The following is a 23,709-nucleotide window of genomic DNA, read 5'->3' as shown; positions in this document are numbered from 1 at the left end:
ACGCCGATGATGCCCCCTTACGACCCCGATATTCTGAACGACACTTTTTTTTTCCACTCCTGGAGTATGTCTGATCGCATCGCTTTTTTAAGCCATGAGGTCGTGCAAAAAGTACCTAAAGGGCAGCGCATCATTACCCAGGGTGCCTATGACCGAAATATGTTTCTGCTGCTGTCGGGCACCGCCCGTGTTTATAAGAGCAGCGACCCTGAGCTCACCCTGGCTTGGCTGAAAAATGGACAGTTTTTTGGGGAGATTGCTTTTTTCCAAGAGATTACCCGTACGGCGAATATTGATGCCCAAACCCGCTGCACCATGGTGGTTATTACCCCGGAGATTTTTGAAAGTTTAGAGAGCCCCCTACAGGCCAAGTTTTACCATGGGGTGATTTTGAGCTTAATTGAACGGGTTCACCCCCTTAACAAAGCGATTAAAATGCTGCACACCATGCTCTACAAAGGTGCGGCCCCCAGCTATTTTGAAGATGAACTGCAAAAAATCACCGGCCTGAACGCACAAGGGACCTTTCAATAATAAAAAAAGGCGATCGCTCTAAGAACCCATAGAGTGATCGCCGTTTATATCTTCCCCAACAACAGGCTACCCATATGCTGAGTGATGCATTAGGTGGCGTGTTTCTCCCACTGCCCTTTGGGGGTTTGTATCCAATACTCCATCTCGCAGGCTGCATCCATATAGTGTTTATAACGCAGACGGCTGCCCCGCTTGGACTCTGTATCATCAGGGACAAAATCCACCAAGGTGTCGAACTGATCAAGCTTATCCAAGGGTTGCTGGCTGAGCATAACCACCACCGTTGCACCATTAGGGTCAACAGGTTGGTTGGCAATGAGAATCGGCTGGGCTTCCGGGTGGGGATCTTCTGTGGTGCCATGGGGAAGAAAACTATCGGGGGGGTGACGCCAAAGATGGTCATCCAACCATTTTGCTTGATTTTGATCCTCAACGACCACGCAGATCTTAAGCCCCATACCATGGACTTTATTGAGGATCTTCAGCAAGGCCCGCTCGCGGCTATCACTTGCGAGCTGATAAAACCGCACCTTAAGCGGGCCTTGCTGAGTTTTGGCCATGGGGTATTAGACCTCTGCTGCGTTCATGCGGCTCTCCACCCACTGGAGCAACAGCCGTACGCAGGTACCCGAAGAACCTTCACTCACATAGCTTTTACCCGGTACAGACCAAGCTGTTCCTGCAATATCCAAATGGGCCCAGGGAATATCCTCTTCCACAAAGTTGGAGAGGAAACAGGCTGCGGTAATGGTGCCGGCACCTTTACCACCAATATTCTGAATATCCGCGACTTTGGATTTAATCTGCTCTTGGTACTCTTTAAACATGGGCAAACGCCAAACCCGCTCACCAGAAGCAACACCTGCCTGCTCCAGCTCAGCCTGTAGGCTATCATCATTACCCATCAAACCTGTTGCATGGTGACCCAAGGCAACCACACAAGCCCCGGTCAGTGTGGCCAGGTCCACCACCGCATCGGGCTTAAGACCACAAGCATGGTGCAGTGCATCGGCCAAAATCAGGCGACCTTCTGCATCGGTATTCAACACCTCAACGGTTTTACCGTTGGACATGGTGATCACATCCCCCGGACGTTGGGCTTTGCCGTCGGGCATATTTTCAGCGGTTGGTACAATCCCCACCACATTGACTGGCCAGTTCAACTGATCCAGCGCTTTCATCAAACCAAACACCGCGCCACCACCGCTCATATCGTACTTCATATGATCCATGTTGCCGGCAGGTTTGAGCGAGAGACCACCCGAGTCAAAGGTAACCGCTTTACCCACAACGGCAATTAAGGGTTTATCCCCACCTTTTTTATGTTCCATAACAATCATGCGAGGGGGGGTCTCACTGCCCTGCCCCACGGCGAGGATACCGTTCATTTTTTTACGGCGTAGGCGGGTGGTATCCAAAATGGTGGTTTTAATGGCATCCCCTTCACCCAGCTTTTTGGCTTCATCGGCCAAAGTCTTGGGGTTCAGGATATTACCCGGTGTGTTGCACAGATCACGACAGAACCAAACCCCTGCAGCCGCAGCGGCTGCTTTATCCACCACAGCCTGTACTTCGGCCTGCATATCCTGGCTGACAGCGCAGGTCAAAGTTTGCAGGCGATTGTTGGGCTCATCATCGGAAGAGCGGTAGTTCTCAAACCGGTAGCGGGCCAGCCATGCTCCTTCTAACTGCGCATAAAGGGCACTGGTGCCAGCGATCTCTGGTAGATCCAGGTTGGCCAGCAGTGTAATGGCACTGTTGATGTTCAGCTTGTCACACGCTTTAACCAGGTGCCCACCCGCTTGGCGTAAGACTTCGGCATCCAGATCTTCAGGCTTGCCCAAACCTAATAGAAGCACCCGAGGAATCGAGAGATTTTTATTCTCAGGTAAAGGCAGAGGCAAAGCCTCACCAGGCTTACCTTTATGCCAACCGGCTTTAATGGCCTGTTTAACCGCCTTGGCCACTTTTTTATCCAGATTAGCCAAACCTTCTTGGACTTTGGGCTTATCGCCCCCCAGCACACCGATAATCAGGGCATCGGCCTGCCAAGAATCTGGGGTGGAACTGTCACAAACAACCTGGAAAGCGTGCTCAGTCATATCGCCTCTGTGGTAATGCTGGTCATGGAATGGTACAAAGGGTGCGTACGTGGGGATTACTCTAACCAAACCCGGTCTTCGGCCCAAGACGACGCAACCTGATTACACAGTAATTTACGCCCAATTTCGGCGTGTTACAGTGGGGTCGCGTTTTTATGCTGCCGACCCGGTCATATACCATAACCGATAATGAAGCGTCTGTCCCGATATCTTCTGACCGAATGTGCGGTGACCAGTTTTACAGCACTGGTGGTTTTAACCACCCTGGTCCTACTGCCACAGATCCTGAAACTGGTGGATCTTTGGGTCAATAAAAGTGTTTCTATCGCTGTCTTGGGGAAGATGGTTCTCCTCATCATGCCCAAATTCCTGGTGGCCAGCCTACCCATGGCGCTGCTGGTGGGTATTCTGATCGGCCTTGGCCGGTTGGCGCAAGATAGTGAATTGATAGTCATTAAATCCAGTGGCATCAGCCTGCTGCGTATTTTTTATCCCTTATCCATACCCATTTTGGTGGTGACCTTTTTCTCACTCTACCTCAATTGGTTTTTGGTACCTGGTTCACACAACATGTTCCAGAGCATTAAGGGTGCTTTACTCAGTCAAAACACCTTTACCATTAAAACCCAGACCTTCAACAGTGCCATCCCTGGCTTGATGATCTATGTGAACAAACAGAGCCATGGGGGTAAATTGCTGGAAGGACTGCTTATTCATGATGAACGTGACCCTAAGCAACCGGTTACCGTCATGGCCAAAACCGGCATGCTCCACCGCAGCACCAGTGGAGAAACCGCTCTTTTACTCAAGGATGGCAGCCGTCACCAGGTCTCCCCAGGTAACCTTTATCGGCAACTGAACTTCTCAACCTATGATCTAGAGCTTGGGGTTAAGTTTGATACGGGTGGGAAAAAGGGTGCCCGTAAAATGCGGGCCTACAGCATTGCTGATCTGGATAAAGCCCGACAAGCCGACAACCCACAACTGGCCAACAAAGCGGAACGGGAGTGGCACCGACGTTTTGCCATACCTGCCGCGACCGCGCTGTTAGGGTTTTTGGCCATTCCCTTAGCCATGCAGCAGAACCAGCGCTCTGGACGGGGATTTGGCTTTATTGTGGCGATTGTGGTGTTGATCATTCAATTTGTACTGCTCACGTTTGGTGAGGCTTTGGCCAAACGGGAGGTTGTGACGCCCGCGATAGGTATATGGACACCCAATTTGGCCTTACTGATGTTTACCAGTTATGTCACCTACATGGCCTATCATGACCGCCCCATTAAACTATTCCAGTGGTTAGGTACCATCTTGGCCATGCTGCCTCAACGCATGTTGCAGACCTCTGATAAAAGCGGAAAGGAGAGCTGATCATGCCTATTCTTTTCCGCTACTTACTCCAGCTGTTTTTACAGGGCTTTTTTAAAGTTTTCACCATCTTTGTGGCGCTCTTTTTCCTCATGGATGGTGCTGAACAGATCCGCCGCTTTGGTGGCCGCGATCATGTTATGTGGCAGGATCTGGCTGAGCTCATGCTCTTGCGTATGCCAGCCTTTTTTACACAGTTCATGCCCCCTATTGCCCTACTGACCACCCTCTTTGTGGTCACACGGCTGACCCAGCTTAATGAGCTGACAGTCATTCGTTCTGGCGGGGTCTCTCTGGTACGTATTCTCATCCCCTTTTTATTGGGTGGTGTCATGATTGCCGGAGCCCAGCTGGTGATGCTGGATCAAATTGTGCCCCGCACTAACGCAGCGGCAGAGCGCTCTGTCTTTCGGATGAACCTACCAGAACAAGCGGCCAAAGCAGAGCTCATGGCCAGCCGGGAAGGTACCAGCCAGGATAATTTATGGATCAGGGATGGCGGACAGATTCTTCATGCCAAACGTGCTTACGGTCATAAAAAGCTACTGTTAGAGGTTACGATCCTGCGTTTTACTCCTGAGCATGATCTTATTCTCCGTGCGGATGCGCATAAAGCGGCTTGGGAAAAAGATAAATGGGTGCTCCATGATGGTACGGTTCATCGCTTTACGGGAACCGCCACCCAGAGTGAGCCCTTTGAGCGCATGCCTTGGCCTATAAACCTTGGTACCGAACAGATTGAACGGGCAACCCCGCAAGCTCAGGAGCTTTCTTTACAAGCGTTATGGAAGCATGCGGACCGCTTGGTGAATGAGGGGTATGATGCCACCCCCTATTGGGTCACGCTGTACCGTAAGATGGCGGATCCGCTCTCAACCTTAGCCGCTATTTTGTTAGCTTTTCCTTTCGCTTTAAGGCTACACCGCATGGGGGGGACCTTTCGTTCCATGCTGGCAGGTTTTGTGACGGGCTTTGTGATGTTTGTGGTGGTTGATCTATTTACAGCTTTGGGTTTTGGCGAGCGACTACCGCCTTTCTTGGCGGCTTTTGCACCGGTCATGTTCTTTATCAGTATTGGCGGCTTTCTACTGCTGCATTTGGAAGAGGATGTTCCCATTTAACCTTGGCCCGACGCCCTATCGATACAAAGGCTGAATTCCTTATGGATTTCAGCCTTTTTTATTATTCAACAGGGCCCTCCACCCTCGTTATTTATAAAAAATTCTCTTGATCCACCTACTTTTATCCCTCCATAAGGCTCACAAAGAGCGTCTATTCTCTACCCCCCCCCACTTGTTCCACCCTTTGCTGACAACCAAGAGCCGCCCCTTGTTGGACCCACAAAGCATTTGAAAAACCTGCAAATTGAACGAGAGGTGCGATTCCACTTAGCTTAAAAGAGCCCCTCACCCCTGACACACTCTCATTAAAAATTCTTTACGGTATTTATGCTGGAGACCTCTAAGAAAGCGGTTTTAAGCCACTGGGGGGAAAACTTATAAAAGGGGTTGGGGATTATTAAGGGGAGGCTCTGCCTGCCCCTTAATCGGGTCCGGGCAGCGCCCGGGGGGTCAAACAACCATGCATCCAACCCATAAAATCTTATTTTTTAACACTATTTACGGTAATCGTTCTGCTGGTTCCTGAAGAAAGCGGTTTTAAGCCACTGGGGGGAAAACTTATAAAAGGGGTTGGGGATTATTAAGGGGAGGCTCTGCCTGCCCCTTAATCGGGTCCAGGCAGCGCCCGGGGGGGTCAAACAACCATGCATCCAACCCATAAAATCTTATTTTTTAACACTATTTACGGTAATCGTTCTGCGGGTTCCTGAAGAAAGCGGTTTTAAGCCACTGGGGGGAAAACTTATAAAAGGGGTTGGGGATTATTAAGGGGAGGCTCTGCCTGCCCCTTAATCGGGTCCGGGCAGCGCCCGGTGGGTCCAGGGCAAAGCCCGGTGGGTCCAGGGCAAAGCCCGGTGGGTCCAGGGCAAAGCCCGGTGGGTCCGGGCAGCGCCCGGTGGGTCCAGGGCAGCGCCCGGTGGGTCCAGGGCAGCGCCCGGTGGGTCCAGGGCAGCGCCCGGTGGGTCCAGGGCAGCGCCCGGTGGGTCCGGGCAGCGCCCGGTGGGTCCAGGGCAAAGCCCGGTGGGTCCGGGCAGCGCCCGGTGGGTCCAGGGCAGCGCCCGGTGGGTCCAGGGCAGCGCCCGGTGGGTCCAGGGCAGCGCCCGGTGGGTCCAGGGCCATGCCTCAGATAACAACTTCGTTATGTGTGCGGATTACATTCTGTTGGGAAGCATACCGATACGGCAGGCCTGTACATGATAAAACAGTGGGGGAGTAAGGCTAACCAAGCCCATCCATGACCAGCAGGCGCTGACCCCAGTCCATCCAGGCCTATCCCTCAGGGTTGGCACAGGGTCTTTGCCTTAGCTCAAAAAGCAGGGCGATCAACCCACACCATAACGGTGTGAGGAAGCGTGGTAGCCAGGGGCGATGTATGGATAAACCGCATCGACTCAGCAACCGACTGATCACAACAGCCCCTGACCAAACCACCGATATCAGCTCATGGAGTCTTTTTGCAGCTGTTCTAAAACCGCTTCAAGAATGAGCAGAATGACTGAAATGGTATTGGCCACAAGGGCACCAATTACCAAAGCATGGGCCATATTGGGGTTATGCAGAATATAGAAGGCCCCCAGGGCTGGAATGAGATGAAAATCAGCGACCAACGAAGCCGACATCATCATGGAGCCGATGGAGTGCCGCGTACCCAGTTTTAGGGTTGTGGCTACCAGGTTCATGGAAACCGCCAAAATTAGCTCATAGCCACTACCATGGAAGATAAAACTGACCGTGGTGGTTAGTGCCATCATGAGAAAAAAGGTGGTCCAGATCAGACGCCAATCCATTCTCAACTCCTATATCAAACCCAACACTACGCATAGAGAGGGGTCACTGAAAAGTACAACGTTATTTAGCTACTGCTCTCTTCATCCACATTGGCTGGATCGTGCACAATAGCCTCACGTTCCGGGTGGAGAAAAGCTTGTAACCCTTCCAACTGGGAGAGTGTGCCCATGATCAAAATCTGATCACCAAAATGAATGATGATATCGGGGTTGGGCATGAGCAGCAGCTTACGCTTACCCCGTTTACGAATGCCCATAATATTGGCGCCCAGGGCATTACGGATACCACTGTCGCGGATGGCCACCCCATCAAGCACGGATCCCTTATTAATACGCACCTCGCGGATATCGAGGTTAAGGAACTCACCAAACGCCACTCTATCCAGAAAGCTGGTATGTTCAGGATCTGGCGGATGCAACGCTAGGGCTGAGATTCGTTGACCAATAAGCTCGTGGGGAAGAATGACCACATCCGCCCCAACTTTTTCCAGCTTGGCTCGAGATTCATGGTGTTCGGCCACGGTGATGATCAACAGCTCGTGACCGCTCTCCTCCTCCATAATCTTACCGGTTACCACCGCTGTGATGTTATCGGCATCATCCGCAAAAGCGGTAATCACCCCACGGGATTCACCAATATTAGCTTTACGGTAACTCTCGTTATGAAAAGGGTTGAGCGGCAGCAGTTCATGCAGCAGATCCTCTTCAGCCATGGCGACCCGCTCTGGATCATCATCCAGCACCACATAGGGAATGCGCTGTCGTTGCAGCATACGGACGGTCTCTCGCCCAATCTCGGTATACCCGGCCACAATAAAGTGGTCCTGATACTGCCGAACCTGATGCACCATGATGGCCTCCCGAAACTTACCAATCACATTTTCATTAACCATCACACTAATGGCTGTACCCAGAGCGTAGGTCCAGGTCATAACCCCAACCAAAATAAGGACAACAACAAAGACCTTACCCCCTTCAGAAATGGGGTGTGTCTCTTGGTATCCAACCGTGGTCAGGGTAAAAACGGTCTGATAGACCGCGTCTAAGAAAGGGTAGTTGTCGATAATCATGAAGCCAAGTATCCCGAAGGTATTGACCATGATCAGTGCGACTAAAGGGGCTCGAAAACGCCCCAGCACATCCGTAAGATCGTGCTGTCGTTTTTCAAACCGCTTACTGCCACTACGTGCAGACCACATCAACGTTCTCCCGCCTGCACGCTTGGTGTTTCCACGTCATGTTCCCAAGGTGGGATGATAATGCCACCGGAGATCACCAGCTTCAGCCCCTCTTCAACACTCATATCCAGATTGATAACCTCATTTTTTGGCACAAACAAGAGCATACCACTGGTTGGGTTGGGGGTTGTGGGCACAAAGATATGGTAGATCGGTTCGCCCAAAACAGTACGGACCTCACCTTCACCTTCAGAAGTTACCAACCCCACAGCAAACAGCCCTGGGCGGGGGTACTGTAACAGCACAACCTGTTTAAAATTTTTTGCCCGTCTGCCTAGCAAAGTCTGCACAAACTGTTTAACGGCATAGTGCAAGTTACGGATGAGCGGAATGGCACCCAACAACTGGTCACTCCACTGAACCAGCCGGTGTCCTAGCCAGTTCCGGGTCACCATACCCACCAACAAAATCAGCAACAGGGTCAGCGCCAGACCAACACCAGGCAGATGCATACCCAACAGCTGATCGGGCTGCCAGGCACGGGGCAACCAAGCGAGCAGTTGATCACTGCTTTTGACCATAAGATGCAGAATAAACAGCGTCACCCCAAGTGGTAAAACCACCAGCAGGCCGGTTAGAAAATTCTGTTTAAGTCGAACACGAAAACGCTTTAACACGCTGTGCTGTTCCGTTTAACTGTAAAGAGGAGCCACCACCTGCACAACCCCCCTGAATACACAGGCCAACCGTGATCTAAAAAGATAAGATCACGAAATAGGGCGATTATACGGCAGATCAGGTAGGATGCCTATAGTCCATTCGATAATGCCAGCCATAAAGCACCACTATTTGAGTGAGATCGCCATGTCTAACTACCGATTTCTCCCTTGTCACTCAGACCATATCCCTGCGGTATGCCGTCTGCCGGAATCTCCACAAACACTTATGGATATGGCCCCCCATGCCCAGTGGCCACTGAGTGAAAGCTTTATGCACCAAATTGCCCTAGAGCGGCAGTGCCCGACGGTCATGGTTGAGGATGATCAGGTCATGGGTTATGCCAACCTGTACAATGTGCAGGAGGGAGAGTCGGCCTATTTGGGGAATGTGATACTGGGTAGTCAGGTACGGGGCAAAGGTTTGGCCAAACTGTTGGTACAGTATATGGCCCGCTTGGCCCAGGAAAAATGTGGCGCTGGGTTCTTAAATCTTTCGGTCTTCACCCATAATGATGCGGCGTTTAAACTCTACCTTGGTTTGGGTTTTACCCCTTGGGGTAGCGATATAAGAAAACGGGCCGATGGGAAACCGCGGATTTTAATTCATCTCCAGGCATCCTTACCTTTGCTGGCCCCCACCCCCACCATGATGAGCCTGGATCACCTGGTCTTAACTGTGGCCGACCTGGATAGAACAGTGGATTTTTATCACAAAGCCTTGGGCATGCATCCCATAACCTTTGGTGCAGAGCGCCGTGCTTTACGTTTTGGTCGTCAGAAAATCAATCTACACCTGTCCAGTGCCCCGTTCACCCCTCATGCGTACGCTCCTACACCAGGGGGGGCCGACATCTGCTTACTGACCGATACCCCACTACCGGCCATGCAAACCCATTTGCAAAAACTTGGCATTACCATTGAGCAAGGCCCCATTCCCCGCACCGGTGCTCATGCCCCTCTATGCTCTATTTATTTTAGAGATCCCGATCAAAACCTGGTCGAGGTGGCCAATGTTTGTAAAGATTAATGCCCCTGGTAGCCCGCTCGCCCCATGACCGATCGGAGGGAAAACACCCTCTGGGGTCGCCTGTGAGCCGAGCCTATATAAGTAGGGGATGCGTCTGGTGTAACAAACAGAGAAGCGCCCTGTCGCTACAGACGCAACTTAAAACAGGGCCAGCTTTGACAGCACTCGACCCCGTTGCCACCCCATACGGGCAAAAGGGTCGATCATCAGCTACAAGTTGGGCGATAAACAACCCGCCCCAGATCAGCATATAGACCTGTTTGATCGATCCACCCGCGCATAGATCATTGAGAAGGCACAGACTCTCTTAACAGCCCGACCCCATTTAGGCCAACGCCACCTTTTTTTCATGCTCTCTAAAGCGGAACCACACCCCGTCATCCGACCAAGTGAGCAACACCCCTTCCAAAAACGAAGGCCACACATCCCAAGATGGGGTTAGCCCCAAATAACGCCAGATAAACAACATCATATTCCAATCATGAGAGACATGAACCTGAAATCCCCCACGCTGCTCGTGCTGCTCACGCATAAAGTAGAGTTGATCCTGGGCAGCCCCTTGGGCCGGTACGGCTAAATCCGCCGACAGGTCACCTTCAAACCATTTTTGGATAAACTGCAACGTATCCATATCCTGATCCTTGCAGTATTGATAGGTGTGCTGATTATTCGGCAGATAACAGGCCGCCAACCGATGTTGCCCACCATGGTTCTCTACCCCGTGCGCGGCATGGGCCATACCTTCCAACATACACTGGGCGGTTTGGCCACAACGGGCGATGGTGCTATGAAAAATATGGGCAGGCGGTTGATGCTGAAACAGATCCGCCCCCAACTGACGCGAAGCTACTTGCCCCTCATCGGTCAACATGACCTGTTCGGCCTTGGTGGCATCTTCTATAATTAAGCGTGGCCCATGACGCATAATCAGCGAACATTGGGACAGGTCGGCATTTTTCAAGAGTTGTTGCATAGCATTCAGACTCATTCACCCTAAAACAGGACTAAAAACTGCAACTTTATACTGGTTTTTGGCTCAAACTCCAGCACATAAGAGCTTATCCATATGTTTTTATGGAATCTTTAGCGCACTAAAATGACAAACATGCGTTGGGTACTCCACAAAGCTACTCCACAACTGGAGAATCGATGTGCCACGTAACGCCCCGAGTTTCCTTTCCCAGCACCCCAACGGACTGTATTATTGTCGCTTTCGCCTCTCAACATTATTGCAGGGGCACTTTGGCATTAAAGAGATGCGACGCAGCCTGAACACCGCACATCATCGAGAAGCACTTAAGCAGGCTCGAAAACTGGCTGTTTTTTTTCAGGCACTAGAGGATGAAATAATGGCAAAGCGAGGTAGCAAAACCACAATTGGTTTGATCACGCATTTCACATTCGATACAGAGGGAAATAAGACTGGCGAGCTTCGTATTTAGCGGGATGATCCAGACGAAGTGATGGGGCAACACTTTTCTGGATGGTTTTTTACGCAGAAACTGGGAATGCCAGATCGCACTGTTCAGGGGTCATATAGCCGATGGTTGAATGCTTTCTCTGGCGGTTATAAAAGACCTCGATGTACTCAAAGATGGCCTGCTTAGCCTCTTCATAAGAGTTGAAAACAAAACCTCCGATCAACTCAGTTTTCAATGTGCCAAAAAAGCTCTCCGCTGGTGCGTTATCCCAGCAGTCTCCAAGACGGCTCATGCTTTGGAGATATCCCTTCTCTTTGAGCAGGCCAGAGAAAAGATTAGATGCGTACTGGCTTCCTCTATCGCTATGGACCATTAAGCCTACTGGTGGCCTACGCTTGAAGCAGGCCATTCTTAGGGCGTCCGTTACCAATGATGCCTTCATGTGGTCGGCCATGAACCACCCCACAACGCTACGTGAAAAAAGGCCTATCCAAACAGCCAGATAGAGCCAGCCCTCCTTGGTCGCAGTGTAGGTGATATCGCCCACATAGGCCTGATCTGGTCGCTCAGCGGTAAATTCACGGTTCAAGTGGTTCGGAGCCACGGGTAAAGAGTGACTGGAATCTGTCGTGATAACCTTGAAGCATCGTTGGGCTTTGCATTCCAGGCCTAGCTTACGTTTGATCCTGGCAACTCGTCTCCTACTGACGCGAACACCATGCTCAACCAAACAGCACTGTATACGCTTGGAACCATAGGTTGCTCGGCTTCCATAAAAGATCTCAACGATCCATTCTCCTAAAAGCCTGTTTTCCTCTGCCCTGGCTGATTCTCGCCGGTTGAGCCAGCCGTAATAGCCACTCTTAGAGACACCCAGCACGCAGCAAAAGTATTCTATTGAATGGTAACGCCTTTGCTGCTGGATAAAAGCGTACTTTACTGGATGTCCTTGGCAAAGTACGAGGCGGCTTTTTTTAAGATGATTTGCTCTTCTTGTAACCGGGCTAACTCTTTACGCAGTTGCTTGTTCTCATTCTGGAGTGTAACCATCTCAGGCGATTTACCACCTGCTTTATTGGCCTGCGCTTGTGCTCGCCAGTTGTAAAGATTCTTTGGATTGACATCCAACTGCTCAGCAATCTCAGGCACGGATTGATCCGTACTGTTCATCAGCTCAACGGCTCGATCCTTGAACTCTTGGGTATACCGTTTCAACTGTCGTTTGCTCATCAAGACACCTCCTCTATGCGAGCGTCCTATTCTCCCTCAGAATGGGTGTCCAGAAAAGTGTACCCACCTCAGGTGAATGTGTTGATTTCCTCACGGAGAAAGAATCTGGCAAACTAGAAACGAACCGCCCGATTCTTCAAAAAGCACTGGAGCGGTGTCGACTGACGGGAGCTACCCTGCTTGTTGCGAAGCTGGATCGACTCTCCAGGGATGCCGCTTTTGTTCTATCTTTGGACGGAGATCCAACCATCAACATTAGAGCGCTAGATGTTCCCGAAGACTCTGGCGTCACATTGGGCATTTTTACTGTGATCGCTCAGCACGAACGCAAAATGATTTCCCAGCGCACTAAGCGGGCGCTAGCCGCTAAGAAGGAGCAAGGCGCAAAGCTGGGAAATCCAAATGGTGCGGATGCTATCTTCAGATCTGGTCAACAGTCGGTGCATGGGGTAGCCGCTATTAAGCGGAACGCTCAGGATCGAGCCGAGTTGTTGCGCAATGAGGTTAAGGATGCAAAGGCTGAAGGTCGTGAGACCCTAGCCGATATCGCTCAATGGTTAAATCAGCGATCCATCAAAACCCCACGGGGCGGTAAGTGGCACTCCACAAGCGTTAGGCGGCTGTTAGATCGGCTGAGTTGATTGTTGGCCAGCGTCGATTGTGCCGGTGGCACACCTCATAGCCACTGAGCATGTTGTCTCAAGGATTGCATGAACCCCTTCAATGACCCCGTAGAAACTTGGATTTTAAAGAGTTTTCGAGATACTTATAGATATATTCAAGCGCTAAAAAGTTTTTTAAAATCCAAAGGTCAAGCCAGAGCGGCTGGGATTTTAAAATGTCCGGCTAAGCCCTATGATGGGACAGGCATTAAATAGATGGTGGTAAAGCTCGATACAGATAGATCCTAAAGAAGATCGCAGCCCCCGATGACTTCATGCATGACTAGGCGCTAAACCTATCCAGTCGCTGATATCCATAGAGCCGGTAGACATGAAACACACATTCGGCGGTTTTTAAGGAGCTAACCTGTACCAGCTGTTCATACGTTGCCTGCAACTCCTGTGCATATACACAGGCTGGAAAAGTACACTTTTCACAACGTGACTTGACCAGATTTGTGCTGGTGATGGTTGGAAGCTGTTTTTCCAAAACATCACATAAAGTACGCTCTTCAAATGAACAGTGCTCGTCACTGGCCAGTGATAGGACAACCCCACGCATAGCACGTATCATAGACGCTTCATTACAACAAATCTTCCTCATAACGCCACCTCCAGCAGAATATAACTATCTTTCAAACCTGATATACGGATAAAGCTAAAAAATGATCATCATTGGATGGGATTAGCTTTTGTAATAGAAGGAATTATTTGTGATTTTCCAAGAAACACAGGGATAATCAACTGTCTTCAAGTATACTTTGAATACGACTAAATGTGACATTGAAATTTTTTATCTGACTGCACGCTTTCTTGACCCGGATATTTCATGAATCCCAGACACCCTCATTCACAGATCTTTGCTTTAAGCACACAGCCTCTCATGCTAGAATCTGATCCGTGGGAGCACTCCACCGAGGTACTCCACAATGTCATCCAATGCAATGTAATGCTTTGTTTTAGAGTGAGTTTGGAATTTGCAGACAGGGTCGTTCGTTTGGCTCAAACTCCAGGCAGAGTGATTTTTTTATTAGAACAACTTTCCATGTTTTTGAAGAGGTGCCGCCATGAACAAGCCCCTTACCCTGCTGTCGACTGCAGCCATTCTGGCCCTTCTCCCTCTTCAAGCCGGGGCGGGGTGGATGGATATGCTCAACCAAGTCGCCCCCCAAGCCCAAGAGATAATGAAGCCCAAAAGCACCACCCCTGAACAGCCCACCACCAGTGGCAATATGCTGCAACGCCTAACCCAACAAGAGATGGTAGATGGCCTAAAGCAAGCCCTACGCATTGGTGCCAAAGCTGCGGTCTCTACCTTGGGTACGCAGGGCGGTTTTTTGGAGGATATGAGTGTTAAAATCCCCATGCCTGAAGCGCTAGGCACCATCGGCTCCCTTGGCGGTGACAAGCTCCAACAAAAATTTGTGACCACCATGAACCGTGCAGCCGAACAGGCCGTACCAGCCACAACCGAAATCTTTATTGATGCCATTAACCGCATGACGTTAGATGATGCGCTTGCCATTCTCCAAGGCGGGGAAAACGCGGCTACCAACTACTTCCGCACCCACAGCAGTGCCGCACTGGAAAAAGCCGTTTTACCCATTGTAACCGAAGCCACCGGTAACTCCGGTGCCACAGCCACCTACAAACAGATCACCGGCTTGCTACAAGGCTCCGGCGGTTTAGGTGGCCTACTGGGGAGTGCAGGACAATCCAGTGGTGGCGGTGGCGGGGGGTTAGGAGACCTGCTGGGCAGTGTCTCCTCCATGGTTGCCCCCAAAGACTTTAATCTGGACCAATACGTGACGAAAAAAGGTGTTGAAGGCCTGTTCACCAAAATGGCCATTGAAGAGAAAAAAATCCGCACCAACCCCATTGCACGTAGTACAGATCTGCTTAAAAAAGTGTTTGATATGAGCAACACCCTCTAAGTACGACAAACAACAACGCCAAACATAAGCGCGACATAGCTAAGCTATGTCGCGTTTTTTATTACCCCAGCGTCTGCACCCAGCCGAGTACATTAAGCTCTAGACCCTGCTAGTCCCCCTGAGCGCTGCCCTGATCCCCCTGGGCGCTGCCCAGACCCGCCGGGCTCTGCCCAGACCCGCCAGGGCTCTGCCCTGGACCCGCGGGGCTCTGCCCAGACCCGGTTAAGGGGCAGGCAGAGCCTCCCCTTAACACTCCCCACCCCCTTTTAAAACTTTCCCCCGAAAACACTTAAACATTCCCGCAAAACCCAACCCTCGCCTGCGCGGCTTCTCCAACAATTTAGCCATCAATAACCGCCCCCTCGGTACCGCCCCTCCCCCCCCTGGGCTCTGCCCAGACCCGGTTAAGGGGCAGGCAGAGCCTCCCCTTAACACTCCCCAACCCCTTTTAAAACTTTCCCCCGAAAACACTTAAACATTCCCGCAAAACCCAACCCTCGCCTGCGCGGCTTCTCCAACAATTCAGCCATCAATAACCGCCCCCTCGGTGCCGCCCTTCCCCCCTGGGCTCTGCCCAGACCCGGTTAAGGGGCAGGCAGAGCCTCCCCTTAACACTCCCCAACCCCTTTTAAAACTTTCCCCCGAAAATACTTAAACATTCCCGCAAAACCCAACCCTCGCCTGCGCGGCTTCTCCAACAATTCAGCCCACAATAACCGCCACCTTGGTGCTGCCCTAGCCCGCCTTACCGCTGCCCAGGTCCGGTTAAGGAACAGACACAATCTCCCCTCAACCCCACTTTTTGTATTTTCCTCAGAGTTCAACAACAGAAAACAGACCCTACCCATTCAAAGAAAAATGAGAACCTGTTGCGTAAACACACGCTCAGGCAAAGCCCCCAAAACAGTGGCTTTGTCCGCCTATCCCCCATTTTTTTATTCTTTTTGGCGAGAAAGTTGCGAAACAAAACAGGGAAAGGAAGAAACGTCGCCTTTTTGGCGTGTTCTCCCAACCAACCAACGATGCACGGAAGCATCGATGTGATCAGCAAAAAGATCACAGAAGGGGCCATCGCGTCCCCACGCACCACAGACCGCCAAGGAGGGTAGCTGTTCGGTGCCAAATGCGAGGAAATTAACCATGACCCCTTTGTGTCACGGATTACGCCTAAACTGGGGCTCGCGGCAGGATCTTTCTGCCTTATCGGCCCTCTATCGAGAAGCCCTGCTCGAAACCCAACCCATGGAGACCCTGCGTATAATGGCTTCTCCAGGGGGGGGCGGCATCTCACGGCTTGTGCACCACGGTTCAATCCTGGTGGGCCACACCCTCTTTTTGCCCATTGATATTAAAGGGGAAGGCCTTAAACAAGCCCCCCGTTTTATGGGGTTGGCCTCTCTGTTGGTTCATCCCGAGTATCGTGAACGTGGCATCGGCAGTATGCTGGTGGAAGATGGCATTCGTGCCTGCACAGCACGGGGTCATGAGGCTCTTTATAGCGCCACCCTACCCGACTTTCTCATGCGCTTTGGCTTTCTCCCCTTTCAGGGCGGTAAAACCGGCCAAGCAAGCAAGCTGTGGATGCGCCCTTTAAGCTACAGCGGCTTACAAGGCTGGCAAGGTGACGTGCAGTTCCACCCCATGATTCTTAATCCCCTGCACACAACCACCGCACCTCTGTCCAGCCGGCAAGCAAGCGGTCAGTAGACTAAGTCTTAAGGTCGTCACCTCACCGTGACGACCTTTTTTCTATTCACCGTCACAGCCCCTTACCTCACTCTGCCAAAAAAATATACAAACATCCTAACAACCTCCAATATTAAATAAACCGTGATTACCATGGATCATTCTTCATCACTTTGGCACAATCATAGAGACAACCTCAGTTAAACAATACAGGGGCAGCACCACTTTGCCAGCTCATGTTTTATAGATGAGAATCAGGTTTTAGTTATGTCTTTACAACCCCGTATTATCTGGATTCTTTTTAGTGTAGGCGTTGCCTATTTGCTCTTAAGTCTTATGCTCCAATCACTCTTTATTACCCCACGATTTATTGAGCTGGAACAGCAACAGGTCCAAACGGGGCTTGAGCGGGTTAAAGGCATGTTTGAGGATGAAAAACGCCACCTCAATAGCATGACCCACAACTGGGCCAGTTGGGACGAACCCTATGCCTATGTTTTGGATCAAAACCCCCAATTTGTGACCAATAATTTGGGTCCTGATTTGATGGTGTCAGGAAAAGTGCATGCCTTTGGTATTTACAACCTTAAAGGTGCACGCATTTGGGGGGGTAAGCTCAGTGCCGATCAAAAGCAGGTTGAACCCTGGTCCTTGTTTCCCAAGCAGACTTCGACAGATCATCCGTTTATCTCGCGGGATGCTCACGCCAAACCTCTCTCAGGTTTTCGTATTCACAATCAGCAGATCTGGCTTATCTCTGCCTACCCTATTTTACCCACCAATGAAGAGGGTCCTTCACACGGAACCATGATCATGGCCCGCAAGTTAGACCAGGCCCTGCAGCAACGCTGGCAGGAAAAAGCCAAGATATCGTTTCATTTAATCTTTGCGGAGCAGTTACCTGAGAAGATCGATCAAGCTGAAAAGGTGTTTCAAACCCTGCTGCAAACGCCTGGTTTTTGGATTAACCCCGCCAGCCAGACACAGATTGACGGTTTGATGATACTGAGGAATATTCAGCAGCAACCCAAGCTGATTATCCATACCCAAAGCCCCCGCACCCTGGTACAGCAAGCGACCGAAAATATGCTCTGGTTTAATATGCTCATGGCCATTGGCACGGTTGTAATGATTCTGACCGTCATCCAGTTTCTGCGCCATGTGGTGATCAAACCCATTAAGCAGTTACAAAACAGCATGCATCAGTTTACGGAAAATGCCCAACAGTGGCGCCCCTCACAACCCCGTGGCAACGGCGAGATCACCCAGCTTACCTCTAATTTTAACCATATGGGAAAAGAGCTTAGAGAGAACAACCAACTCTTAATTCATGCCAGAGATCAGGCACTGGCCGCCAGTCAGGCAAAAAATCTATTCCTGGCGACGATGAGCCATGAAATACGTACACCGCTTAATGGCATCATCGGTCTACTCTCTATTATGCAAGATAAAGAGCCCAACGGATCGCTGCACAAAGAGCTCTCCATTATGGCCAAATCAGCCGATTTGCTGCTGCGTTTAATCAGTGATGTGCTGGATTTCTCTAAAATTGAGGCTGGACAGTTAACCCTGGAGCAGATCCCCTACAGCCCTCGGCAGGTGCTACAGGATGTGATGGAACTGTTCACCCCCCAAGCGCAACAAAAAAAGATTCAGCTGGTTTCAGCCATCGCCCCCGATCTACCGGCGGCGGTCCATGGCGACCCCACCCGCATACGACAAGTGTTAATCAACCTGGTGGGCAATGCCATTAAATTTACGACCAGCGGAACCGTCACCCTGGGGTTGCATGCCCAAGAGAGCGCACCGGAAGATCGCCTAGAGTTACGGTTTTCTGTTAAAGATACGGGTTTGGGTATTCCACCGGATAAACTCACCGATCTTTTTTCCCCATTTGTGCAAGCCAACAATGCCATTTCACGTACCCATGGCGGGTCGGGTTTGGGTCTGGCCATTACCCATCGACTGGCTGAAATTATGGGGGGAAAACTGGAGGTCACCAGTACAGAAGGGGTCGGCAGCTGTTTTACCTGTCTTCTGGCTACCACCCTGTGCGCCACCCCATTACCGGAGCCCCCCGCGCCAACAACCGCCGCGCAGATGAGACCATTAAAGGTCATGTTGGTTGAAGATGATGACATCAATCAACTGGTGGAAGCGACACTTTTACGGTCGGCCCACCATGAAGTCACCATTGTGGCCCACGGCTTAGAAGCGGTGACTCTCTTTGAAAAAGATGCCCATTGGGATGTTATATTAATGGATATCCGAATGCCGGTGATGGATGGGTTGGAGGCGACCCAGCGCATCCGTGCTTCAGAGACCACACATACGCCCATCATTGGTCTAACCGCAGATGTGGTGAATGACATGATGATCAAAGCCCGCGAGATCGGCATGGATCACGTCTTAACCAAGCCGGTTCGGGTTGAAGATCTTCACCAAGCCTTAGACACCTACGCCGCCGCCCCCCCAACGACCTAACCCGCGTCGTGCATGACATGGTCTAACCTGCCACATTGAATTATGGCTGGTAATTCATAGCCAGAAAGTGGCAACACACCGTTCAGACAACGCGTGCCACACTGTGCCCAACAAAAAAACACAGTGTGCTGGCAAATGGTTAGACCATCGCCCTATACCAGCATTGTCATTTTAAATGGGTAACCATCTAGACCTTTTAGCCACGCGCCCCCTTGGCGCCTTTAAATGCATCACCGAACACACCACCAAACCCCTCTTCAAGCAACACATCAAAGAGCAGCATAGATGAATGTCAGGGGGCTACGCCACACGCAAGCCCCAACGGCAACCGCCCGGACGCCATGGTACCGCCGGTAAAACGGAGGGGGTGCGCACGGTCACCTTTTTTTAATAGAAACCACGGTTTAGGTTCTATGGTGGACCTCTCTACCCCATAAAAAACGGCAGCCGAATAGGCTGCCGTTTTTTGTACGCACCGGGTCGCTTTTAGAGGGATTAGGCCCCGCTGCTTTCCCGATACCTATCCAGTACTTTAACCACTTTTTCCACATCACGGGTTCGACCCAGGGCACCAAATAGGCTGATCGCCTCCTGGTACTGCTCGCTGGGATCTTTGCCCTCCAGCACCAGCAGGTCCCCTTCCACCTGAGCCAGCTTGGCCAGATCAGAATCAAACCCTTCACGACGGGCCAGCTCTTTGGCTTCGTTCAGGTGGCGGCGTGCCCCATGGTGGTCTGCGTTACGTAGATAGAGCCGTACCAGTGCCAGCTGATTGGCCACAACCTTACGGGAGATATTCAGCTCCTTATGAATGCGCAGCGCTCTGAGCAGGGCAGTCTCACCCTCCTCCACCTTATCGACATCCAACAAGCAGCGCCCTTTGGACATCAAGGCTGTGCCCGCCCCATAACGGTTACCAATACGATCCATAAGATCGAACGATTGATCAAAATGAATCAACGCCTGATCAAAGTTACGCTGACCATTGTAGATGTACCCTAACGAGAGATGCACATTACCCTGCTGGCGTACATTGCCCAGCTCTTCGAACATAGAGAGACTCTTCTGGTTATGGGCAAGGGCCTGGTCCAGATCGCCACTATGTTCACAGAAGACACTAAGATTATTAAACAGCAGCGCCATATCTTCACGGGCATTGTGGGTTTCAAAAATCTTTAAAGCAGTCTGCGCCTCTTCCATAGCTCGGGTGCTCTGCTTCATGCGGTTTAACACCCAACTCCGGTTGGTCAACACACGGCCCATCTCAGGATCATCGGGATAGTCAGCCAGCAGCTCAACCGCCCGGTCATAGGTCTGTAGCGCCATATCCTTATCGCCACGTTTTTCCAACAAACGGCCAATTAGGCGGGTTTCAGAGGCTTTTTCCAGATCCCCAGTGAGCAGGGTAACCCCATGCTCACGGGCCTCAATGGCACCATCCATTTCACCCAGCAGTTCATCCACCTCACTTAGGTGGGTATAGAGCTTGGCCAACGAGGGTGCCCCTTCAGCCTCCAGCACGTCATCGTGCTGCTCGGCCACCTCGACGGCACGTAGGTAGTAACCACGTGCCTCCACATTGGCAAATGCGGCCTGAGCCTTTTGACCACTACGTTCCAGGTAGACATAGGCCCGGTCCCAAGCTTGGGCTGTCTCTAAGTGTCGCGCCAGAGATTCAATATAATCCCCAATACGGTCGGCATAGATGCTCTCGGTCAGATCTGCCACCTTAAGGTGCAGCTCACGCACTTTCTGCTTGAGCATGGTGGCGTAGACGGCTTCTTGAATAAGACCGTTACGGAAGCTGTACTCAACCTCAGGGAAGCTCCGTGCCTCGTAAAGAATGCCCATCTCTTCGAGCAAGCGCAGACGTTGATCCAGATCTTCCACGGGGAAGGCCGCCCCCAGCAGATCCAGGCGGAAGACGTTGCCAATAACCGCAGCCATCTGCAACAGATCCTTCAACTTGGGTTGCAGCTTATCAATACGGGCAAGGATGAGACTGTGTACGGAACCAGGGATCGAGACATTGGCCAGATCCTTAAGCAGCGCGATGGAGCCATCCGACTGTTTTTCCACCACTTGCCCATCAAACAGGCTTTGCACCACCTCCTCAATGAACAGCGGGTTACCATCGGTGCGGTTCATAATTAGAGAAAGCACCTCGTCAGGGATCCCATCCGAGCCCATCAGATGCTGGATTAGAATACCGCACTCCTCTTCACTGAACTGTGTAAAGGCCAGCTCCAGGTAGTCCCCACCCCAGGCCCGTTTGGCCATGGTGGTTAACTTGGTGCAATCCCGTTCACCACCCGAGCGCAGCAGCAGCAGGAACATGGCCGGTACTGCACGCAGATCTTCCAGTAAGAAGGTCAGCAGCTCCATGGATGCACTATCGGCGTTATCCAGATCCTCCATGGTGATCACCAGTGGCCGTTTTTTGGCCAAGCTGCCAAACAACCAGGAGATCGCCCGGAAGGTCTCTGCTTTCACCTCACGAGGATCCATTTGATCCAGGGGAATTTCATAGCGTTGGTTATCGACCTTCAGATCCAACAAGGAGGCGATATAGACCAGAGCCCGTGCGGATTCCTGATTAAGATCCGGTGGCAGATCCAGCATTGAGGTCAAAGCGGCCTCAATTTTCTCCAAGCCCGCATCATCACTGTCATCGGGGCTAACCCCAAACAGTTGCCGCAGCAGCTCACCAATGACGTGATACCGGGTAGAGCGGCAGAAGGAGTGACAGGCCCCTTCCAGCAAGGTCATACCGGCATCCACCAACTGTTTACGCACCTCTAGGCGAATCCGGCTTTTACCAAAGCCCTGCTCAGAGGTCAGCACCACAACCTGACCTTTACCATCAATAAGGCGTTCAACCCGTTCCGTCAGCTGACGCATCTCTTCGGTACGGCCCACCAGTGGCACCTGGGCTTTTTGATCTTCACTACGCCCTTTTTGCAGCCCCAGCAGTTTATAGACCTCCACCGGTTTTTGCTTACCTTTGACCTTCATGGGGTCAAGGCGGTCAAACTCAAACAAGCTACGGGTCATGTTATAGGTGTAACCAGAGATAAAGGTCTCACCAGAGGCGGCCTTGCTCTCCAGACGAGAGGCCAGGTTAACCGTATCCCCCATCACCGTATATTCCATCTTCTGGTCCGACCCCACCCCACCGGCAATAACAATACCGGTGTTAATACCAATATGTAGGGTAAGGGGTTTGTCCAACTTAACCGGCAGGTTCTTATTGTAGTTGAGCATACCCTGCTGCATATCCAGGGCGGCGCGCAGAGCCAGTTCGGGATCATTTTCGTGGGTAATCGGTGCCCCAAACAGGGCCATGATGCAGTCACCGATAAACTTATCCACATATCCTTCATAGTGGGTCACCACATCGGCCAGCATTTTCAAACAGCCGTTCATGATCTGGGTGACTTCTTCAGGATCCAGCTTTTCACTCATGGCGGTAAAGCCAGAGATATCGGCAAACAGGACCGTGACATGTTTGCGTTCCGACTCCATAGACTGTGCCGTAGGGGCTTGGCCATTATGGGAGGTCAAGCCATTTTGGCTGGCACTGTTAGACTGCACCGCCTGATAGCTCTCTAGACTACCCTCTCCCATCTGCATACGAAAACCACAACCACCACAGAACCGGTCACCCGCCTCTACCGAAAATTGGCAGCGGGGACAAAAGGCCCCCAAGGCAAGACCGCACTGGGTACAAAAACGCACCCCGTCACGATTTTCAGATCCACAATCAGGACAACCCATGGAAACATCTCCAAACAACGGCCGACTATGACCGTTCAATATATAAAAAGGATTTTAAGCCGCACCACTTCATGCACGCAGAGCAGCTTAACCACTAAAAATCACAGTTGTCAGACACACTTCAAGAGGTACATGTACCAGCATTACACAATGTTACTCGTTTTTTGCAGGCGTGATAAGGGAAAACATCCACCCGCCCCTTATTCTCACCTTTCAGAGAGATAAAAAAATCAACGCACCAACCCCAGCCAAGGTACCCAGCAAAACCCCCTTCGCCAGTGTGGTCTGCAAAATGCGCCCCACCACCTTACGCACCACAAACAGCTGCACGATCCCTACAAGAACCAAGCCCCCCCCCAAAGCGGGGTGTAGCATAAGGGGTAGTTGGGGCAGCAGCTGCCGCGCCACAGCCAGACCCGCTGTCGCAACCAGCAGGGCCATAAAAAGCGGCGTGACCACCCGTTGCATCATGGGAATAGGGGCACGCACATACTCTTTTTTGAGTGCAACACGACCGATGGCACCGGGATGGTTACTGATCGACATAAGGGTTCTCCGACGACGGTTGGCAATGACCTACCTTTGCTATACGCCCATGGTTCCTGAAATACAAGGAGGCAACCTGGAAAAACGTACGTATTTTCAAGTATTCGCCCCCCCCCCCCCCCCGGCCCCCCCCCCC

19 protein-coding genes are annotated in these 23,709 nt (G+C 51.4%); 9 read left to right on the top strand and 10 right to left on the bottom strand.

From position 1 onward, the window contains the following. The first annotated feature begins 6 nt into the window (after positions 1-6). Positions 7-534 (top strand): Crp/Fnr family transcriptional regulator, encoded by a 528-nt coding sequence (locus V5T57_RS13765; protein ID WP_332891811.1) that lies wholly within the window; start codon positions 7-9, stop codon positions 532-534. Between the two features lie 89 nt (positions 535-623). Here V5T57_RS13765 and V5T57_RS13760 read toward each other — a convergent pair whose 3' ends face one another. Together V5T57_RS13760 and V5T57_RS13755 are read right to left on the bottom strand one after the other, a co-directional pair. Then, a complete protein-coding gene (locus tag V5T57_RS13760; RefSeq protein ID WP_332891810.1) occupies positions 624-1,094 on the bottom strand; it encodes a DNA polymerase III subunit chi in 471 nt (156 codons plus the stop codon). A 6-nt stretch (positions 1,095-1,100) separates the two neighbouring features. Then, positions 1,101-2,636: a leucyl aminopeptidase gene (locus V5T57_RS13755; protein ID WP_332891809.1), complete on the bottom strand. Its 1,536-nt coding sequence runs from the start codon at positions 2,634-2,636 to the stop codon at positions 1,101-1,103. A 189-nt stretch (positions 2,637-2,825) separates the two neighbouring features. Here V5T57_RS13755 and lptF point away from each other — a divergent pair, with 189 nt between their 5' ends. Together lptF and lptG are read left to right on the top strand one after the other, a co-directional pair. Continuing rightward, positions 2,826-4,004 carry an LPS export ABC transporter permease LptF gene (lptF, locus tag V5T57_RS13750; RefSeq protein ID WP_332891808.1) on the top strand — a complete coding sequence of 393 codons (1,179 nt, stop codon included), beginning with the start codon at positions 2,826-2,828 and terminating at the stop codon, positions 4,002-4,004. A gap of 2 nt (positions 4,005-4,006) precedes the next feature. Further along, a complete protein-coding gene (lptG, locus tag V5T57_RS13745; protein WP_332891807.1) occupies positions 4,007-5,122 on the top strand; it encodes an LPS export ABC transporter permease LptG in 1,116 nt (371 codons plus the stop codon). 1,436 nt (positions 5,123-6,558) lie between these two features. On the opposite strand, the gene V5T57_RS13740 is transcribed toward lptG, so the two are convergent. The 3 genes from V5T57_RS13740 to V5T57_RS13730 all read right to left on the bottom strand — a co-directional run bounded on the left by V5T57_RS13740 (position 6,559) and on the right by V5T57_RS13730 (position 8,764). Then, positions 6,559-6,909: a DUF6394 family protein gene (locus V5T57_RS13740; protein ID WP_332891806.1), complete on the bottom strand. Its 351-nt coding sequence runs from the start codon at positions 6,907-6,909 to the stop codon at positions 6,559-6,561. Positions 6,910-6,974: 65 nt separating this feature from the next. After that, a complete protein-coding gene (locus V5T57_RS13735) occupies positions 6,975-8,108 on the bottom strand; it encodes a potassium channel family protein (protein ID WP_332891805.1) in 1,134 nt (377 codons plus the stop codon). After that, positions 8,108-8,764, bottom strand: coding sequence for a DUF502 domain-containing protein (locus V5T57_RS13730; RefSeq protein WP_332891804.1), 657 nt, complete (start codon positions 8,762-8,764; stop codon positions 8,108-8,110). Before V5T57_RS13730 ends, V5T57_RS13735 begins: the two co-directional genes overlap by 1 nt. A gap of 187 nt (positions 8,765-8,951) precedes the next feature. Between V5T57_RS13730 and V5T57_RS13725 the strand changes: the two genes are divergently transcribed. After that, positions 8,952-9,833, top strand: coding sequence for a GNAT family N-acetyltransferase (locus V5T57_RS13725; RefSeq protein ID WP_332891803.1), 882 nt, complete (start codon positions 8,952-8,954; stop codon positions 9,831-9,833). Positions 9,834-10,158: 325 nt separating this feature from the next. Here V5T57_RS13725 and V5T57_RS13720 read toward each other — a convergent pair whose 3' ends face one another. After that, the gene (locus tag V5T57_RS13720; protein ID WP_332891802.1) at positions 10,159-10,806 is read right to left on the bottom strand and encodes a histidine phosphatase family protein; all 648 of its coding nucleotides are present in this window, start codon (positions 10,804-10,806) and stop codon (positions 10,159-10,161) included. Between the two features lie 178 nt (positions 10,807-10,984). On the opposite strand from V5T57_RS13720, the gene V5T57_RS13715 reads away from it, so the two are divergent. After that, entirely contained in the window at positions 10,985-11,275 is a 291-nt protein-coding gene (locus tag V5T57_RS13715; protein ID WP_332891801.1) for a DUF6538 domain-containing protein, read from the top strand. A gap of 49 nt (positions 11,276-11,324) precedes the next feature. Here V5T57_RS13715 and V5T57_RS13710 read toward each other — a convergent pair. Beyond that, a protein-coding gene (locus V5T57_RS13710; protein ID WP_332891800.1) for an IS3 family transposase occupies positions 11,325-12,484 on the bottom strand; the annotation gives its coding sequence in 2 pieces (ribosomal slippage) (positions 11,325-12,217 and positions 12,217-12,484; 1,161 coding nt in all). A gap of 41 nt (positions 12,485-12,525) precedes the next feature. Between V5T57_RS13710 and V5T57_RS13705 the strand changes: the two genes are divergently transcribed. Further along, a complete protein-coding gene (locus V5T57_RS13705; protein ID WP_332891799.1) occupies positions 12,526-13,125 on the top strand; it encodes a recombinase family protein in 600 nt (199 codons plus the stop codon). 304 nt (positions 13,126-13,429) lie between these two features. Here V5T57_RS13705 and V5T57_RS13700 read toward each other — a convergent pair whose 3' ends face one another. Continuing rightward, positions 13,430-13,720, bottom strand: a complete 291-nt coding sequence (locus tag V5T57_RS13700; protein ID WP_332891798.1) for a hypothetical protein — start codon at positions 13,718-13,720, stop codon at positions 13,430-13,432. Positions 13,721-14,213: 493 nt separating this feature from the next. On the opposite strand from V5T57_RS13700, the gene V5T57_RS13695 reads away from it, so the two are divergent. The 3 genes from V5T57_RS13695 (at position 14,214) to V5T57_RS13685 (ending at position 19,250) form a co-directional block, all read left to right on the top strand. After that, a complete protein-coding gene (locus tag V5T57_RS13695) occupies positions 14,214-15,080 on the top strand; it encodes a DUF4197 domain-containing protein (RefSeq protein WP_332891797.1) in 867 nt (288 codons plus the stop codon). A gap of 1,140 nt (positions 15,081-16,220) precedes the next feature. Next, positions 16,221-16,787, top strand: coding sequence for a GNAT family N-acetyltransferase (locus V5T57_RS13690; RefSeq protein WP_332891796.1), 567 nt, complete (start codon positions 16,221-16,223; stop codon positions 16,785-16,787). Positions 16,788-17,033: 246 nt separating this feature from the next. Continuing rightward, complete coding sequence (locus V5T57_RS13685) at positions 17,034-19,250, top strand: CHASE4 domain-containing protein (protein ID WP_332891795.1); 2,217 nt, start codon at positions 17,034-17,036, stop codon at positions 19,248-19,250. Positions 19,251-19,745: 495 nt separating this feature from the next. On the opposite strand, the gene V5T57_RS13680 is transcribed toward V5T57_RS13685, so the two are convergent. Both V5T57_RS13680 and V5T57_RS13675 read right to left on the bottom strand, forming a co-directional pair. Continuing rightward, positions 19,746-23,027, bottom strand: coding sequence for an adenylate/guanylate cyclase domain-containing protein (locus V5T57_RS13680; protein ID WP_332891794.1), 3,282 nt, complete (start codon positions 23,025-23,027; stop codon positions 19,746-19,748). A 213-nt stretch (positions 23,028-23,240) separates the two neighbouring features. After that, positions 23,241-23,573: a hypothetical protein gene (locus V5T57_RS13675; protein ID WP_332891793.1), complete on the bottom strand. Its 333-nt coding sequence runs from the start codon at positions 23,571-23,573 to the stop codon at positions 23,241-23,243. Between the last annotated feature and the right edge of the window lie 136 nt (positions 23,574-23,709).

Origin of the sequence: Magnetococcus sp. PR-3 (assembly GCF_036689865.1) — a bacterium.
Lineage (GTDB): Bacteria > Pseudomonadota > Magnetococcia > Magnetococcales > Magnetococcaceae > Magnetococcus.
Note: the sequence above shows the minus strand (reverse complement) of the source record. Positions and strands in the feature narration are given on the sequence as shown.